The sequence below is a fragment of the Streptomyces sp. genome, assembly GCF_031181705.1.
In the GTDB taxonomy this organism is placed as follows: Bacteria; Actinomycetota; Actinomycetes; order Streptomycetales; family Streptomycetaceae; genus Streptomyces.
Genome location: NZ_JAPSKN010000014.1, coordinates 20,311 through 36,131 on the forward strand (window position 1 = coordinate 20,311; position 15,821 = coordinate 36,131).

Sequence of the window (15,821 nt, forward strand, 5' to 3'; positions counted from 1 at the left end):
GAGGAGTCCCATGGCTGTCCCGAAGCGGAAGATGTCCCGCAGCAACACCCGTCACCGCCGCGCCCAGTGGAAGGCGGCGACGCCGGCGCTGGTCCCGGTCACCGTCGACGGCGTCCGGCACCTCGTCCCGCAGCACCTGGTCAGGGCCTACGAGCGCGGCCTGCTACGCCCCGAGGGCTGAGCCCGCCGCCGTGTAGAACCGCGCGCGGACCCGGTGCAGCCAGGCCTCCACCGGAGCCTCGTCGGGCTCCTCCGGCAGCACCGTGGGTCCCGCCCGGAAGGCTTCCTCGTACCGCTCCAGCAGCGACCCGGCGGCCGACGGGTCGGCGGCGACGCGCTCGCCGAAGGCGTGGTACTCCGCCGGGTCCTCGACGCGGACCGTCAGCCGCCCGGTGGTGTACAGCTGCAGGCCCTGCTCGCACAGCCGCTTCAGGTGCCGCGCGTGCTTCGCGGTGCGCCTGCGGGTGTCCGCGGAGAACGAGCCGTCGCCGCGGGCCTCCAGCCGCCGGAACTGCCGGGTGGCGTAACCGAGATAGGCGTCCCGCACGCGCCGGGCGGACAGGAAGGCGGTCCGTATGCCGATGAGCTCGTCACCGAGCGGGGTCCGCACCTCGTACAGGTCCTGAGGGAGCCACACCAGCTCCATCGCCGTCGGGTTGCCGCCCAGCGCCAGCCGGCACCACTTGGCGGCCTCGTGCAGCGTGCGGTCCGGTGCCGTGCTGACGTGGGACTCCCTGGGCCGGTGCAGGCCGTGCAGCTGGGCCGTGGGCGCGGCGAACAGACCGAGGCGGTCGATGTCGGATCCCTCGCGGGCGAGTCCGTAGGCGGTCGATCCGACGATGCCGCACAGCAGGACGTTGGGGACGGTCACGGGCGGCCGCCTTTCGCTTCCGGGTTCCCGGACATTGTCGTGACCTGGGCGAACGCGGTCATCCGAATATCCGGCGGCGCTGCCGGTGCGGCGACGGAATACCGGCGGCCCCGCGCGGCGTAGAACCTCGTATGGAACCCGTGCGCCTGTCCGTCCTCGACCGCTCCCGCACCCGCGAGGGGCACACCCACCCCGAGGCGCTGCGCGACACGGTGCGACTGGCACGGGAACTGGAGGCGCTCGGCTACCACCGGGTGTGGGTGTCGGAGCACCACGGCGTCCCCGGGGTCGCCGGTTCCGCGCCGACCGTGCTGGCCGCGGCGGTGGCGGCCGCGACCCGCACGATCCGGGTCGGCACGGGCGGGGTGATGCTGCCCAACCACCGGCCACTGGTCGTGGCCGAGCAGTTCGGGGTGCTGGAGTCGCTCTTTCCCGGGCGGATCGACATGGGCCTCGGCCGCTCCGTCGGCTTCACCGACGGGGTGCGCAAGGCCCTCGGCCGCGACAAGGGCGACGCCGAGGACTTCGAGGCGCAGCTGCGGGAGCTGCTGGGCTGGTTCGGGGGCACCTCCCCCACCGGGGTGCACGCCCGCCCGGCCGAAGGGCTGACCGTGCCGCCGTTCGTCCTGGCCATGGGCGAGGGCGCCGGCATCGCGGCCCGACTCGGCCTGCCCCTGGTCATCGGCGACCTGCGCAACCGGGACAGGATGCGGCGCGGCATCGACCACTACCGCGAGCACTTCCGCCCCTCACCCTGGGCGCCGGAACCGTACGTCGTCGTCTCCGGCACGGTCGCCGTGGCCGCCACCCCCGAACAGGCCCGGCGGCTGCTGATCCCGGAGGCCTGGTCGATGGCGTACTCGCGCACCCACGGCACCTTCCCGCCCCTGCCGCCCGCCGAGCGCGTCGAGGCGCTCACCCTCACCGGCAAGGAGCGCGACTTCTACGAGGCCGGGCTCGCCGGGCACATCGCCGGCACCGAGGAGCAGGTCGCGCACGAGCTGCAGACCCTGCTGAAGGAGACCGGGGCGCAGGAGGTCCTGGTCACCACCAGCACCTACGACCGCGAGGCCCTGCTGGACTCCTACCGGCGGCTGGCCGCGATCACCTCCGGTTAGAGTCGGTGCCCATGCACGACCCCGATGACGCCCCCGACCCGTACGTCCGTGTTCGAGGAGCCCGCGAGCACAATCTGCGCGGGGTGGACGTCGACGTCCCGCGCAACGCGCTGGCCGTGTTCACCGGCGTGTCCGGCTCGGGGAAGTCGTCCCTGGCGTTCGGCACGATCTACGCCGAGGCGCAGCGGCGCTACTTCGAGTCCGTCGCGCCGTACGCGCGCCGGCTGATCCACCAGGTCGGCGCGCCGAAGGTGGGGGAGATCACCGGTCTGCCCCCGGCCGTGTCGCTCCAGCAGCAGCGCGCGGCACCCACCTCGCGCTCCTCGGTCGGCACGGTCACCAACCTCTCCAACTCGCTGCGCATGCTGTTCTCCCGGGCCGGCACCTATCCGCCCGGTGCGGGGCGGCTCGACTCCGACGCCTTCTCGCCCAACACGGCGGCCGGGGCCTGCCCGGAGTGCCACGGGCTCGGGCGGGTGCACCGGACGACCGAGGAGTCGCTGGTGCCCGACCCGTCGCTGTCGATCCGCGAGGGCGCGATCGCCGCGTGGCCGGGGGCCTGGCAGGGCAAGAACCTGCGGGACGTCCTGGACGCGCTCGGGTACGACGTGGACCGGCCGTGGCGGGAGCTGCCCGCCGAGCAGCGCGAGTGGATCCTCTTCACCGACGAGCAGCCGGTGGTCACCGTTCACCCGGTGCGGGACGCCGACCGTATCCAGCGGCCCTACCAGGGCACGTACATGAGCGCCCGGCGCTATGTGATGAAGACCTTCGCGGACTCCAAGAGCCCCACCCTGCGGGCGAAGGCCGAGCGGTTCCTCACCAGTGCCCCCTGTCCGGCCTGCGGCGGCAGCCGGCTGCGGCCCGAGGCCCTGGCGGTGACCTTCGGCGGCCGGACCATCGCCGAGCTGGCGGCCGTGCCGCTGGTGGAGCTGGCCGCCCTCCTCGACGCGACGTCAAAGACGGCCCGGGTCCTGACCGACGACCTGAAGTCCCGTATCGCACCGGTCGTGGAACTGGGTCTCGGCTACCTCGGCCTGGACCGCCCCACCCCCACCCTCTCGGCGGGCGAACTGCAGCGCCTGCGCCTGGCCACCCTGCTGCGCTCCGGCCTGTTCGGGGTGGTCTACGTGCTGGACGAGCCGTCGGCCGGGCTGCACCCGGCGGACACCGAGGCACTGGTCACGGTGCTGGAGCGGCTGAAGCGCGCCGGGAACTCGGTGTTCGTCGTGGAGCACCACCTGGACGTCGTACGCGGTGCCGACTGGCTGGTGGACGTGGGCCCGGGCGCGGGCGAGCACGGCGGGCGGGTGCTGCACAGCGGCCCCGTGGCCGCCCTGGCCGGTGTCGAGGAGTCGGCCACCGCCCGTTACCTCTTCGACCGCTCCCCCGCCCCCACCCGGGAGGTCCGCACCCCGAAGGGATGGCTGAGGACCGGTCCCGTCACCCGGCACAACCTGCGCGGGGTGAGCGCCGCTTTCCCGCTCGGCGCGTTCACCGCGGTCACCGGCGTGTCCGGTTCCGGCAAGTCCACACTCATCGGCGAGATCACGGAGGAGACGGCGGGGGTGGGCCGGCTGGTCTCGGTCGACCAGAAGCCCATCGGCCGCACGCCGCGCTCGAACCTCGCCACCTACACCGGCCTGTTCGACGTGGTGCGCGAGGTGTTCGCGGCCACCGACGGAGCCCGGGAACGCGGCTTCGGCGTCGGCCGGTTCTCCTTCAACGTGGCCGGCGGGCGGTGCGAGACATGCCAGGGTGAGGGGTTCGTCAGCGTGGAGCTGCTGTTCCTGCCCAGCACGTACGCACCCTGCCCGGACTGCGGCGGGGCCCGGTACAACGCCGGGACGCTGGAGGTGACGTACCGGGGGCGGAACATCGCGCAGGTGCTGGACCTGACGGTGCGGAGCGCGGCGGAGTTCTTCGCGGACACCCCGGCCGTGGCGCGCAGCCTCGGCACGCTGCTCGACGTGGGCCTCGGCTACCTGCGGCTGGGCCAGCCCGCGACGGAGCTGTCGGGCGGCGAGGCGCAGCGCGTCAAGCTGGCGAGCGAACTGCAGCGCGGCCGGCGCGGCCACACGCTCTACCTCCTCGACGAGCCCACGACCGGCCTCCATCCGGCCGACGTGGACGTCCTGATGCGCCAGTTGCACGGCCTCGTGGACGCCGGGCACACCGTGATCGTGGTCGAGCACGACATGTCCGTCGTCGCGGGCGCGGACTGGGTGATCGACCTCGGGCCCGGCGGGGGAGACGAGGGCGGCCGCATCGTGGTGGCGGGCCCGCCGGCCCAGGTGGCCCGCTCGGCGGAGAGCCGGACGGCGCCGTATCTGTCCCGCACGCTGTCCGGGATCCGCTGAGACGACCGCACGTCTGCCGCGGGTGGGTGCACCCGCGCGTCCCACGGCGCCCGCCGGGTGAGCCGGCCCCGGCACCCCGGCCCGGACGGCTCGCGTCAGGCCACGAGGGCCGTGTGCGTCCAGGCCGGGGCCGCCTCGCGGGGCTGGGCGGAATCGGCGAGGGAGCGGCGGTCGGGGTGGGTGCCCGGCGGGATGGGGGCGCGCACCTCGACCTCCGCGAGCAGGCCGCGTGCCGTCGCCACCCGCCACAGCGAGGCGAGCAGGGTGTCCTCGCCGACGAACGCCGCAGCGGTGCCGGCCGCTCCCCCGGCGAGCCGGTAGCCGATGCGCACCGGCTGGACGGGGACCCCGGCGTCCAGCGCGGCCTGGAAGACGGCCCGGCGGAAGGTGCCCTGGGCCCGGCCGCACCAGGTGCTGCCCTCGGGGAAGGCCGCGACGGCCGTGCCCTCGCGCAGGGCGTGGGCGATCCGGGCGACGGTGTCCGGCAGGGCGCGCAGCCGGTCGCGGTCGATGAACAGCACGCCGCCGCGCGCGGCCAGCGGCCCGGCGACGGGCCAGCGCCGCACCTCGCTCTTGGCCAGCATGCGGGCGGGGCGCACCGCGGCGAGCAGCGGTACGTCCAGCCAGGAGATGTGGTTGGCGACCAGCAGCAGTCCCCCGGCCGGGGCGGCGGTGCCGGTAATGCGGACCCGGACCCCCGCGGCCCGCACGATCCACCGGCACCACCGCCGGACCAGGGGCGCCGGTACCCGGGCGCCGAGCGGCAGCAGCGCGATCCCGGCGAGGAGCAGCACGGCGACGCCCGTCAGCCGCAGCACGGCGCGTGCCACGACCCGCGCGGGCAGCGTCTGCGGCGTCTCGACGCAGGTCCGCGGCGTGCAGGGCGCGGTGGGCAGCCAGGCGCTCATCAGGCCGGCACGAGGGAGAGGAAGTGCCGCAGGTAGCGGGCGTTGACCCGGCTCATCGGCAGCAGCACGTACAGGTCGGCGACGCCGAAGTCCGGGTCGTGGGCCGGCTCGCCGCACACCCAGGCGCCCAGCCGCAGGTAGCCGCGGAGCAGGGCGGGCGGTTCGACGCGGGCGGCGGGCGCGGGACCCGGCACCCAGGGCAGCAGCGGCCGCACGCGGTACTCCTCGGGCGACAGGTGCTTGGCGCGCACCCGGTCCCAGGTGGCGGAGGCGAGTGTGCCGCCGTCGGCGAGCGGGACGGAGCAGCAGCCGGCGAGCCATTCGTGGCCGCGGTCGACCATGTAGCGGGCGATGCCGGCCCAGATGAGGCCGATGACGGCGCCGTCGCGGTGGCCGGGGTGCACACAGGACCGGCCGACCTCGACGAGCTGCGGCCGGATCCCGTCCAGCGCGGACAGGTCGAACTCGCCCTCGCTGTACAGCCGTCCGGCGACGGCCGCGCGCTCCGGCGGCAGCAGCCGGTAGGTGCCGACGACCTGGCCGGTGGTCTCCTCGCGGACGAGGAGGTGGTCGCAGTACGCGTCGAACGGGTCGATGTCGAGGCCCGGCTCCGCGCCGGTCAGCAGGGCGCCCATCTCGCCGGCGAAGACGTCGTGCCGCAGCCGCTGCGCGGCACGGACGTCCTCCTCGGTGCGGGCGAGGCTGACGGTGTAGCGGGTGGGGGCCGTGGGCTGCGCGGGACGGTCGACGGTCAGTACGCCGGTCATGGCTCTCTCCTGGTCACGGGCCGGGGGCGGCGAGCGGTGCCGCCGCCCCCTGTTGTGCCCATGCCGCCTGTCCACCGCGTGACGAGTGCCGGGAGGAAGGATGTGCGCCGGTTGAACTACTGCTTGGCGACCTTCCGGGTGGCCCGCAGCCACTCCTTGTTCATACGGGTGATGGACATCAGCGGGATGCCCTTGGGACAGGCCGTGGCGCACTCCCCGGCGAGCGTGCACCCGCCGAAGCCCTCCTCGTCCATCTGCGCCACCATGTCCAGTACGCGCGTCTCCCGCTCGGGCGCCCCCTGCGGCAGCACGTTCAGGTGGTTGACCTTGGCGGACGTGAACAGCATGGCCGCGCCGTTGGGGCAGGCGGCCACGCACGCCCCGCAGCCGATGCACTCGGCGTGCTCGAAGGCGAGATCGGCGTCGGGCTTGGGCACCGGCGTCGCGTGCGCCTCGGGAGCCGCGCCCGTGGGGGCGGTGATGTACCCCCCGGCCTGGATGATCCGGTCGAACGCCGACCGGTCGACGACCAGGTCCTTGATCACCGGGAACGCGGCCGCCCGCCACGGCTCGATGTCGATCGTGTCGCCGTCCCTGAAGGACCGCATGTGCAGCTGGCAGGTGGTCGTCCGCTCGGGCCCGTGGGCGTCGCCGTTGATGACCAGCGAGCACGCCCCGCAGATGCCCTCCCGGCAGTCGTGGTCGAAGGCGACCGGGTCCTCGCCCTTGAGGATGAGTTCCTCGTTGAGCGTGTCGAGCATCTCCAGGAACGACATGTCCTCGGAGATACCGTCCACCTCGTACGTGGACATGCTGCCTTCGGCGTCGGCGTTCTTCTGGCGCCAGACGCGCAGGGTGAGCTTCATGCGTAGCTCCGCTGGGTGGGGTGGACGTACTCGAAGACCAGGTCTTCCTTGTGCAGGACGGGAGCCTCGCCGGTGCCGGTGAACTCCCAGGCGGCCGCGTAGGCGAACTCCTCGTCCTTGCGGGCGGCCTCGCCGTCCGGGGTCTGGGACTCCTCGCGGAAGTGGCCGCCGCAGGACTCGGAGCGGTGCAGCGCGTCGAGGCACATCAACTCGGCCAGCTCCAGGTAGTCGACGATGCGGTTGGCCTTCTCCAGCGACTGGTTGAACTCCTCGCCGGTGCCGGGCACCTTGATCCGCCGCCAGAACTCCTCCCGGACCTGCGGGATGCGCTCCAGCGCCTTGCGCAGGCCGGACTCGCTGCGGGCCATGCCGCAGAACTCCCACATCAGCTCGCCGAGTTCGCGGTGGAAGGAGTCGGGGGTGCGGTCGCCGTCGACGGACAGCAGCAGGTTGAGCCGGTCCTGCGTCTCGGCCAGCACCTCCTGCACGACGGGGTGTTCGTCGGTGACGTCGTCGTGGCGGGGGTTGCGGGCCAGGTAGTCGTTGATGGTGGCCGGGAGCACGAAGTACCCGTCGGCGAGGCCCTGCATCAGCGCGGACGCGCCCAGCCTGTTGGCCCCGTGGTCGGAGAAGTTGGCCTCGCCGATCGCGAACAGGCCGGGCACGGTGGTCTGCAGGTCGTAATCGACCCACAGGCCGCCCATCGTGTAGTGCACGGCGGGGTAGATGCGCATCGGCACCTCGTACGGATCCTCGTCCGTGATCCGCTGGTACATGTCGAAGAGGTTGCCGTACTTGGCCTCGACGGCCCCCCGGCCCATGCGCTGGATGGCGTCGGCGAAGTCCAGGTAGACGCCCTGGCCGCCGGGGCCGACTCCCCGGCCCTCGTCGCAGACGTTCTTCGCGGCCCGGGAGGCGATGTCGCGCGGCACGAGGTTGCCGAAGGACGGGTAGATGCGCTCCAGGTAGTAGTCGCGCTCGTCCTCGGGGATCTCGTTCGGCGGCCGGGTGTCGCCCTTGGCCTTCGGCACCCAGATCCGGCCGTCGTTGCGCAGCGACTCGCTCATCAGCGTCAGCTTGGACTGGTGGTCGCCGGTGCGCGGGATGCAGGTGGGGTGGATCTGGGTGAAGCAGGGGTTGGCGAACCAGGCGCCGCGCCGGTGGGCCCGCCAGATGGCGGTGGCGTTGGAGTTCATGGCGTTCGTCGACAGGTAGAAGACATTGCCGTAGCCGCCGGAGGCGAGCACGACGGCGTCCGCGAAGTACGTGTCGATCTTCCCGGTGATCAGGTCCCGGGCCACGATCCCGCGCGCCCGCCCGTCGACGACGATCAGGTCGAGCATCTCCGTGCGCGGATGCATCTCCACGTTGCCCGCCGCGATCTGCCGGCTGAGCGCCTGGTAGGCGCCGAGCAGCAGTTGCTGTCCCGTCTGGCCGCGGGCGTAGAACGTGCGCGAGACCTGGACGCCGCCGAACGAACGGGTGTCCAGCAGACCGCCGTACTCGCGGGCGAACGGCACGCCCTGCGCCACGCACTGGTCGATGATCTCCACCGAGATCTGCGCGAGGCGGTGCACGTTGGACTCGCGCGCCCGGAAGTCGCCGCCCTTGACGGTGTCGTAGAACAGCCGGTGGATCGAGTCGCCGTCGTTGCGGTAGTTCTTCGCCGCGTTGATGCCTCCCTGCGCGGCGATGGAGTGGGCGCGGCGCGGGGAGTCCTGGTAGCAGAACTGGACGACGTGGTAGCCCTGTTCGGCGAGGGTGGCCCCGGCGGAGCCACCGGCCAGGCCGGTGCCGACGACGATGACGGTGTGCTTGCGCCGGTTGGCCGGGTTGACCAGCCTGGCTTCGAACCGGCGCTTGTCCCACCGCTCGTGGATCGGCCCGGAGGGCGCCTTGGTGTCGACGGCCGGTTCGCCGGTGACGTAGTCCGTGTACGAGGTCATGTCAGCTCACCACTCCGGTCATGACGGCCACGGGTACGGCGACGAAGCCGGCCGTGAGCAGCAGCGCGAGGACGTTCGCGACGGTCTTCAGGGCGCGGTCGCGGGTGCGGCTGCCGGCGCCGAGGGTCTGGGCGGCGCTCCAGAAGCCGTGCCGCACGTGCAGGCCGAGCGCGAGCATCGCGACGATGTAGACGACGTTGCCGTACCAGGTGGAGAAGGTGTCCACGACGTTCTGGTACGGGCGGCCCGTCTCGAAGCCGGGGTGCACGGTGCCGGTCGTCAGGTCGAGGATGTGCCAGACGATGAACAGGCCGAGGATGATCCCGCCCCAGCGCATGGTGCGCGTGGCGTAGGAGGCGCGGGGCTTCTTGTGCACGTACTTGCTGGGCCGCGCCCTGATGTCACGGCGGCTGAGCTGGTAGGCGGAGACCGCGTGCGCGACCACGGCCACCACCAGCACGACGCGGACCAGCCACAGGGTCCACTCGTAGTGCATGAACGGCTCACCGACGGTGCGCAGCCAGTGCGCGTAGTGGTTGAACTCGCCCGCGCCGAAGAAGATCTTCAAATTCCCGATCATGTGGACGACCAGGTACAGCAGCATGATCAGCCCGCTGACCGCCATCACGGTCTTCTTCCCGACGGTGGAGTCCCACACGGTGCGCGCCATGGACGGCCGTCGGTCCGTCCGCGTTGCCAGAGCCATGAACAGCACGCTACGGACGCAGGGCCGATCGGTCCAAGACATGGTCCGGCTTGATTCCATAGGCCGGGACTATCGTGGGTGCATGCAGTTCCAGCAGCTCCAGTACTTCGTGGCCGTCGCCGAGACCCGGCACTTCACCCGGGCCGCCGATCTGGTCCATGTCGCACAGCCGTCGCTGTCGCAGCAGATCAAGGCGCTGGAGCGGGAGCTGGGCGCGGACCTGTTCCTCAGGGCGCGCGGCAACATCACGCTGACGGACGCCGGTCAGGCCCTGCTGCCGCTGGCCCGGCGGATCCTGGCCGACGCGGACACGGCCCGGCACGAGGTGCAGGAGCTGGTGCAGCTGCGGCGGGGCCGGGTGCGGCTCGGTGCCACGCCCAGCCTCTGCACGGGCCTGCTGCCGGACGTGCTGCGCGCCTTCCACGACCGCTACCCCGGTGTCCGGCTGCTGATCGAGGAGGGCGGCTCGCACGACCTGGTGCGGGAGCTGGCGCGCGGGGCGCTGGACCTGGCGCTGGTCGTGCTGCCGCTGCCGACGCCGTCGCCCGCGCTGACGACGGTGGAGCTGCTGCGGGAGGACCTGGTCGTGGTCTCCTCCCCCGACGAGCCGAAGCCGGGCCGGGGACGGCGGACGGTACGCGTGGCCGACCTGGAGGGCGAACGCCTGGTGATGTTCCGCCACGGCTACGACCTGCGCGAACTGACGGTCGCCGCGTGCCGAGCGGAGGGTTTCGAGCCGGACTTCGCGGTGGAGGGCGGGGAGATGGACGCGGTGCTGGGTTTCGTCCGGGCCGGTCTGGGCGTCGCCGTCGTACCGCGGATGGTGGCGGCCAGGTCCGGACGCGGGCTGCGGGTCACTGCGCTGGCCCGGCCGGGGCTGCACCGGACGATCGCCCTGGCCCACCGCAGCGACGTGGCACCGCCCCGCGCGGCCCGCGAGCTGCAGCGGATGCTGCTGGAGCGGTGATCCCCGCCCGGGTCCGGCCCGGACAGGCCCTGCGCCCGGTGACGCCGCGCGCCTGCGCTCGGCCCATGAGCGCGGAGCGGTACGCCCGGCACCGGGACGACACGCAGGTGCTGGCGGCCCCCGGAGCCAGGCTCGCGCGGCGGACCGAACGGGTCGCGGTGCGGCTGCCGCGGGAGCCGGCCGAGGCTGCGGTGGCCGTGTGGGAGCGCGCGAAGGACCACGCGCCCGGCGTGCGACGCCCGAGCGGCAGGCGTTGCGGGACGGGGCCGCCGAGCCGGCGCTGAGCGGCCTCACGATCAGCGAACGCGGGGGCTGGGAGGGCGAGGAGGTCGTCGTGGACCTGGACGCCGCCTCCACGGGGGCGGCGCTCCGGGCGGCGGAATGACCGTGCCGCCCGCAGGGCGCGGGGCACGGCCCGGCTCCCGCCGGGGCCCGGCCGGCGGGAGCCCCCGCGCGTCACCCCGCCCCGGTCGCTCCCGCGCGGCGTGCGGCGGCGGCCGACCGGATCCGCTCCAGCGGGATGCCGGCCTGCTCGCACAGGGTGGCCAAATCGAAGTAGAGCGACTCGCCCGCCATCAGCCCGTCCCGGAAGGGCACGACGTTGGCGAACGGCACCTGGAAGGCGCCTCCGCCGGGCGGGACGCCGAGCCACTCCCCCCGGCTGGTGCCGCGCAGCGTTCCCCATACGGCGATGACGTCGTCGCCGTAGGCGATGTCCTCGTCCTCGGGCACGAGGTCGGGGAAAGCGGTGAAGTACTGCTGCCGGTAGGCGGCGCGCACCGCGTCCCGGCCCTGGCTGCGCAGACCGAGCGCCCTGGTGTCGAGGAAGCAGTCGGGGACGAACGTGGCGAGGATGCCGTCGATGTCCCGGGCCGCCTCCGCCTCGCGGTGGGCCTCGAAGAGACGGCGCATTGCGGTGATCTCCATGCCCGTGCTCCCTGTGCCGGGGGCCCGGCCCGGTCGTCGGGTCCTTCTCCTCGATCCTAGGAAGCAGCCCCGCGGCTCCACCACCGCGGCGGCCGCCGCCGACGTTCAGCCCGTCGCGTCCACCAGGACCAGCTCGTGCAGCCGCTCCGGTGGGCCCGGGCGGGCGTAGTACCAGCCCTGGGCCGTGTCGCAGCCGAGTATGCGCAGCTGCTCGGCCTGGGCGCCGGTCTCCACGCCCTCGACCGTGACCGCGAGGTCCAGGCTGTGGGCCAGCGAGACGATCCCCTCGACGATCTTCAGGTCGACCGGGTCGGCCGGGAACTGCTGCATGCTCTGCGTGAAGGACCGGTCCAGTTTGAGGACGCTGACCGGCAGCCGCCGCAGGTTGGCCAGGTTGGAGTAGCCCGTACCGAAGTCGTCGAGCGCGATGTCGACACCCATCTCCGCGAGCCGGCGCAGCGGTTTCAGCAGGTCGTCGTCGGCCCCGATCAGCGCCGACTCGGTGACCTCCAGGCACAGCGCGTCCGGCGCGACGCCGGTCCGCTCCAGGATGTCGACCGTGTCCTGGACCAGCCCGGGGTGCGTCAGCTGGCACGGCGACAGGTTCACGTTGATGCGCAGCGGCCCCGCCTGCACGCCCCCGTGCAGCTCCCGCCACTGGCGGGCCTGGCGCACCGACTGCTCCAGCACCCACCGGCCCAGCGGCACGATCAGCCCGGTGTGCTCGGCGAGCGGGATGAACCGGTCCGGGCCGAGGACGCCGTGCTGCGGGTGCAGCCAGCGCACCAGGGCCTCGGCGCCCCGGACGCTGCCGTCGCCGAGGTGGACCAGCGGCTGGTACTCGATGAAGAACTCGCCCCGCTCCAGCGCCGTCGGCAGCGCGGTCGTCAGCCCGTGCCGGGTGATGGCGCGGGCGTCCGCCTCCGGGTCGGCCAGCTCGAAGCGGTTGCCGCCCGCCGACTTGGCCCGGTACATGGTGATGTCCGCGCTGCGCAGCACCTCCGCGGGGCTGCGCTCCCCGGCCGGGCCCTCGACGATGCCGATGCTGCCGCGCACGGTCAGCTCCCGGCCGTCGACGCTGATCGGCGCGAGCAGCGCGTTCATGATGCGGGCGGCGAGCTCGTCGACCTCGCGCTGGGTGTCGGGGCCGGTGGTCAGCGCCACGAACTCGTCGCCGCCGAGCCGCGCGACCATCTCCCCGGGCGCGGTGGCGCAGGCCTGCAGCCGGTCGGCGACCTCCACGAGCAGCCGGTCGCCGGCCGCGTGGCCGAGGCTGTCGTTGACGGTCTTGAAGCCGTCCAGGTCCAGGTAGCACAGCCCGAACCGCTGGCCCTCGCCCGCGCTCAGCGCCTTCTCCAGGCGCTCGAAGAAGAAGGTGCGGTTGGGCAGGCCCGTGAGGGCGTCGTGCGTGGCCTCGTAGCGCAGCCGCAGATTGAGCAGCCGCCGCTCGGTGGTGTCCTCCATGAGGGCGAGCTGGTACTGCGGGTTGCCGTCGGCGTCGCGCAGCAGGGAGACCGTCAGGTTGGTCCACAGGACCGTCCCGTCGGGGCGGTAGAACGCCTTCTCCAGGTGGTAGTGCTCCCGCTCGCCGCGCACGAGTTCGTCGTAGAGCCGCCAGGTCTGCGGGGCGTCGTCGGGGTGGGTCCACTCCCGGACGTTGCGGCTGCGCAGCGTCTGCTCGGAGAGACCGAACATGCGCAGCAGCGCGCCGTTGACCTGCAGGATGTTGCCCTCCAGGTCGGCCATGCCGATACCTATGGCCGCGCCCTCGAAGACGGCGCGGAAGCGGGCCTCGCTCGCGTGCAGGGCCTGGGCGACCACGCCCTGTGCCTGGAGGGCGGCCTGCGCGATGGCCTCCTGCTCGGCCAGGGTCCGCTCGCGCAGCGCCCGGGCGAAGCCGGCGGCCATCGCGTGCTGCAGGCGCGCGCACCGCGCCCGCAGGTCCTCGGGGTCGCCGTCGCCGCCGCAGTACAGCACCAGGTAGGCGTCCACGCAGTCCAGCGTGCGGCTGAGCGCCTCGGGGTCGGTGCAGTGCGCGTCCACCAGGGCGGCGCCGACCGCCTTGCCCGTGTCGGCGTCGAAGGCCCGGGCCAGCAGTGCCTCGCTCAGCCGCCGGGCCAGCGGCAGCAGCAGTTCCTCGAACTCCGGCCGGGTCGACGACGTCGAGGTCACCGGGTAGACCGCCCGGCTCCAGATCGTGGCGAACCGGCGGAGTCTGTCCTCCGGCCCGTCCGGTTCCGCGATCACGCCGTACGCCCCACGCCCGCGAAGCCGGAGAACGCGTACGGGTCCTCGTCCTCCGGTGCGGTGTCGGGCCGCCAGCGCCCCATCGCCACCAGTCCGGGTTCCACCATGTCGTACCCCTCGAAGAACCGCGCGATCTCCTCGCGCGAGCGCATGATCAGCGGGTTGCGGATGTCCTCGTACACGCCCACCGCGCCCCCGGCCCGCTCCGGCGGCAGCGGGATCCCCTCGTAGGAGGCGTGGGAGAGCACGAGCAGGCTGCCGGGCGCGAGCGCCGCGCCCAGCTGCGCCACCGCCCCGTACGGGTCGTCCTCGTCTTCCACGAAGTGCAGTATGGCAACGAGGAGCAGGGCCACTGGCTGATTCAGGTCGATCAGCCGCTCCACCTCGGGGCTGCTCAGGATGTCCTGCGGCTTGCGCAGGTCCCCCGCCACGACGGCCGCGTCCGCGTTGCCGTCCAGGACCGCCTCGCTGTGCGCCACGGCCACCGGGTCGTGGTCCACGTACACCACGCGTGCTCCGGGGCGGGCGGCCTGCGCCACCTCGTGCACGTTGCCGAACGTGGGAATGCCGGAGCCGATGTCGAGGAACTGGCCTATGCCCTCGCCGGCCGCGTAGCGCACGGCGCGGCGCATGAACGCCCGGTTCGCCTGCATGATCTTGGGGAGTCCCGGCATGAACTCCATGGCCCGGCGGGCCGCTTCCCGGTCGACCTCGAAGTTGTGCGATCCGCCCAGGTAGTAGTCGTACATCCGGGAGACGCTGGGCACCGATATGTCGATGCTCCGTGGGGCCCAGGCGGGACGCTCCATCTATCTCTCCAAGGCGTAGGCGATCCGGTGTTCGAGCAGAGGCTACTGATCGCCCGCCAAGGGAGCGACCCGAAACGGAAATTGACCATCCGTTCCCGGTCACTGCCTGCGGCACGTGCCGAATTGATACCCCTCCGCCTGCCCTTCGAACATATGACGATCAGTGCCCGGAGCATTCCGGAGAGTCCCGGTCCGCAAGAGCGGGAGTGCCGGGAATTCGACGCGTTCAGGTGAAGGACGGCACAACGCTCCGCCCCTCCGCGCGGGCACGGAGGGGCGGACCGGGTCGGCGCCGTCGGGTGAGGAGATGAACCCTGGGGAGGTCGCTCGTCTATTCCGAAGCGCCGACCAGCTTGCCGTCGGGCCGCACGGCGTACCAGGTGCCGCCGACCCCCTGGCCGTTGGTGTCTCCGGGCGCCTTGTCACCGGCGAACGTGTAGATCGGCGAGCAGTTGATCGTCTGCTGCTTGCCCTTCCCGTCGGTCCGCTCGAAGATCATGTAGCCCTTCTCCTGGATGCCCTTGGTGTCGGCGAAGTCGACGGGCTCCACGATCGGCCACTTCTCCAGGCAGGCGCCGACGCAGTTGGAGACGGGCTTGGGCCACGCCTCGTCCTTCTTGAACCGGTAGACCGTCATACCGTTCCCGTCGACGACGATCTCACCGAGCTTGGGGTCCTTGCGGGTGGACAACCCGGGTTCCTCGGCGTTTCCGGCGCCGGCGCCCTCCTGCACCTTCTTGCCGTCGGGGGCGAGCGCGTACCACTTGCCGCCCACGCCCTGGCCCTTGACGTCACCGGCGTTGACGTCCTTGGCGTAGCGGTAGGCCGGCCAGCCGCCCACGGTGAGCTGCTTGGTGCCGTCGGCCCGGGTGACCGAGCCGAGCAGCGACTTGTCGATGCCCTCGCCGGCCTCGGCGTCGTCCGCGGGGACCGGCGGCCACGTCTTGGCGCAGTCGCCGTCGCAGTTCGACTTGGGCGGCTGGTCCGTGTCCTGGTCGAACCGGTACAGGGTGAGGCCGAGGTTGTCGGTGACCACCTTGCCGATCTCGGCGGTGGAGACGGACAGCTTGCCGGCGGGGTTCGACGGGCTGAGGGCGCTCGGGGCGGCCGGCTGGCTCGGCGTGCCGGCGGCGCCGTTCCCGGTGCCCGAGCCGATGCTTCCGTAGTCCCCGGGCGCGGCCGTGGCGCCCACGTTCTGGCTGGCCGCCGGTGGGCTGTCCTGACCGCACGCCGTCGTCAGCGCCAGGACCGCCGCGGCGCTCGCCACGAGTGAGGCGCTCCGCCAGGAGGTCTTCATCGTCAACTCCCCATAATCGCAAGGGTGTTGCA

15 protein-coding genes are annotated in these 15,821 nt (G+C 72.8%); 5 read left to right on the forward strand and 10 right to left on the reverse strand.

Features of this window, described 5'->3' with window-relative positions; genetic code table 11:
* The first annotated feature begins 10 nt into the window (after positions 1–10).
* Positions 11–181, forward strand: coding sequence for a 50S ribosomal protein L32 (gene rpmF / locus RIN80_RS05245; protein ID WP_030896418.1), 171 nt, complete (start codon positions 11–13; stop codon positions 179–181).
* Here rpmF and RIN80_RS05250 read toward each other — a convergent pair.
* A complete protein-coding gene (locus RIN80_RS05250; protein ID WP_309094299.1) occupies positions 164–871 on the reverse strand; it encodes a DNA polymerase beta superfamily protein in 708 nt (235 codons plus the stop codon). The two genes, rpmF and RIN80_RS05250, sit on opposite strands and share 18 nt — an antisense overlap.
* Before the next feature lie 131 nt (positions 872–1,002).
* On the opposite strand from RIN80_RS05250, the gene RIN80_RS05255 reads away from it, so the two are divergent.
* Positions 1,003–1,989, forward strand: coding sequence for an LLM class flavin-dependent oxidoreductase (locus tag RIN80_RS05255; protein ID WP_309094300.1), 987 nt, complete (start codon positions 1,003–1,005; stop codon positions 1,987–1,989).
* A gap of 11 nt (positions 1,990–2,000) precedes the next feature.
* Entirely contained in the window at positions 2,001–4,349 is a 2,349-nt protein-coding gene (locus RIN80_RS05260; protein ID WP_309094301.1) for an excinuclease ABC subunit UvrA, read from the forward strand.
* A 95-nt stretch (positions 4,350–4,444) separates the two neighbouring features.
* Here RIN80_RS05260 and RIN80_RS05265 read toward each other — a convergent pair whose 3' ends face one another.
* The 5 genes from RIN80_RS05265 to RIN80_RS05285 form a co-directional block, all read right to left on the reverse strand.
* Positions 4,445–5,257, reverse strand: a complete 813-nt coding sequence (locus RIN80_RS05265; RefSeq protein ID WP_309094302.1) for a lysophospholipid acyltransferase family protein — start codon at positions 5,255–5,257, stop codon at positions 4,445–4,447.
* The gene (locus tag RIN80_RS05270) at positions 5,257–6,024 is read right to left on the reverse strand and encodes a GNAT family N-acyltransferase (RefSeq protein WP_309094303.1); all 768 of its coding nucleotides are present in this window, start codon (positions 6,022–6,024) and stop codon (positions 5,257–5,259) included. The genes RIN80_RS05265 and RIN80_RS05270 overlap by 1 nt, the downstream gene beginning before the upstream one ends.
* A 116-nt stretch (positions 6,025–6,140) precedes the next feature.
* Positions 6,141–6,890 carry a succinate dehydrogenase/fumarate reductase iron-sulfur subunit gene (locus RIN80_RS05275; RefSeq protein ID WP_309094304.1) on the reverse strand — a complete coding sequence of 250 codons (750 nt, stop codon included), beginning with the start codon at positions 6,888–6,890 and terminating at the stop codon, positions 6,141–6,143.
* On the reverse strand, positions 6,887–8,836 hold the full coding sequence (locus RIN80_RS05280; protein WP_309094305.1) for a fumarate reductase/succinate dehydrogenase flavoprotein subunit: 1,950 nt from the start codon (positions 8,834–8,836) through the stop codon (positions 6,887–6,889). Before RIN80_RS05280 ends, RIN80_RS05275 begins: the two co-directional genes overlap by 4 nt.
* Before the next feature lies 1 nt (position 8,837).
* Complete coding sequence (locus RIN80_RS05285) at positions 8,838–9,506, reverse strand: succinate dehydrogenase (RefSeq protein WP_309094339.1); 669 nt, start codon at positions 9,504–9,506, stop codon at positions 8,838–8,840.
* 118 nt (positions 9,507–9,624) lie between these two features.
* Between RIN80_RS05285 and RIN80_RS05290 the strand changes: the two genes are divergently transcribed.
* Together RIN80_RS05290 and RIN80_RS05295 are read left to right on the forward strand one after the other, a co-directional pair.
* Positions 9,625–10,509, forward strand: coding sequence for a LysR substrate-binding domain-containing protein (locus tag RIN80_RS05290; RefSeq protein ID WP_309094306.1), 885 nt, complete (start codon positions 9,625–9,627; stop codon positions 10,507–10,509).
* 199 nt (positions 10,510–10,708) lie between these two features.
* The gene (locus RIN80_RS05295) at positions 10,709–10,894 is read left to right on the forward strand and encodes a hypothetical protein (RefSeq protein ID WP_309094307.1); all 186 of its coding nucleotides are present in this window, start codon (positions 10,709–10,711) and stop codon (positions 10,892–10,894) included.
* Positions 10,895–10,965: 71 nt separating this feature from the next.
* Here the strand turns inward: RIN80_RS05295 and RIN80_RS05300 are convergent, their stop codons facing one another.
* The 4 genes from RIN80_RS05300 to RIN80_RS05315 all read right to left on the reverse strand — a co-directional run bounded on the left by RIN80_RS05300 (position 10,966) and on the right by RIN80_RS05315 (position 15,789).
* A complete protein-coding gene (locus tag RIN80_RS05300) occupies positions 10,966–11,436 on the reverse strand; it encodes an ester cyclase (protein ID WP_309094308.1) in 471 nt (156 codons plus the stop codon).
* Positions 11,437–11,541: 105 nt separating this feature from the next.
* The gene (locus RIN80_RS05305) at positions 11,542–13,683 is read right to left on the reverse strand and encodes an EAL domain-containing protein (RefSeq protein ID WP_309094309.1); all 2,142 of its coding nucleotides are present in this window, start codon (positions 13,681–13,683) and stop codon (positions 11,542–11,544) included.
* Positions 13,680–14,492, reverse strand: coding sequence for an SAM-dependent methyltransferase (locus RIN80_RS05310; protein WP_309094310.1), 813 nt, complete (start codon positions 14,490–14,492; stop codon positions 13,680–13,682). Before RIN80_RS05310 ends, RIN80_RS05305 begins: the two co-directional genes overlap by 4 nt.
* Positions 14,493–14,823: 331 nt before the next feature.
* Complete coding sequence (locus RIN80_RS05315) at positions 14,824–15,789, reverse strand: SCO0930 family lipoprotein (RefSeq protein ID WP_309094311.1); 966 nt, start codon at positions 15,787–15,789, stop codon at positions 14,824–14,826.
* Between the last annotated feature and the right edge of the window lie 32 nt (positions 15,790–15,821).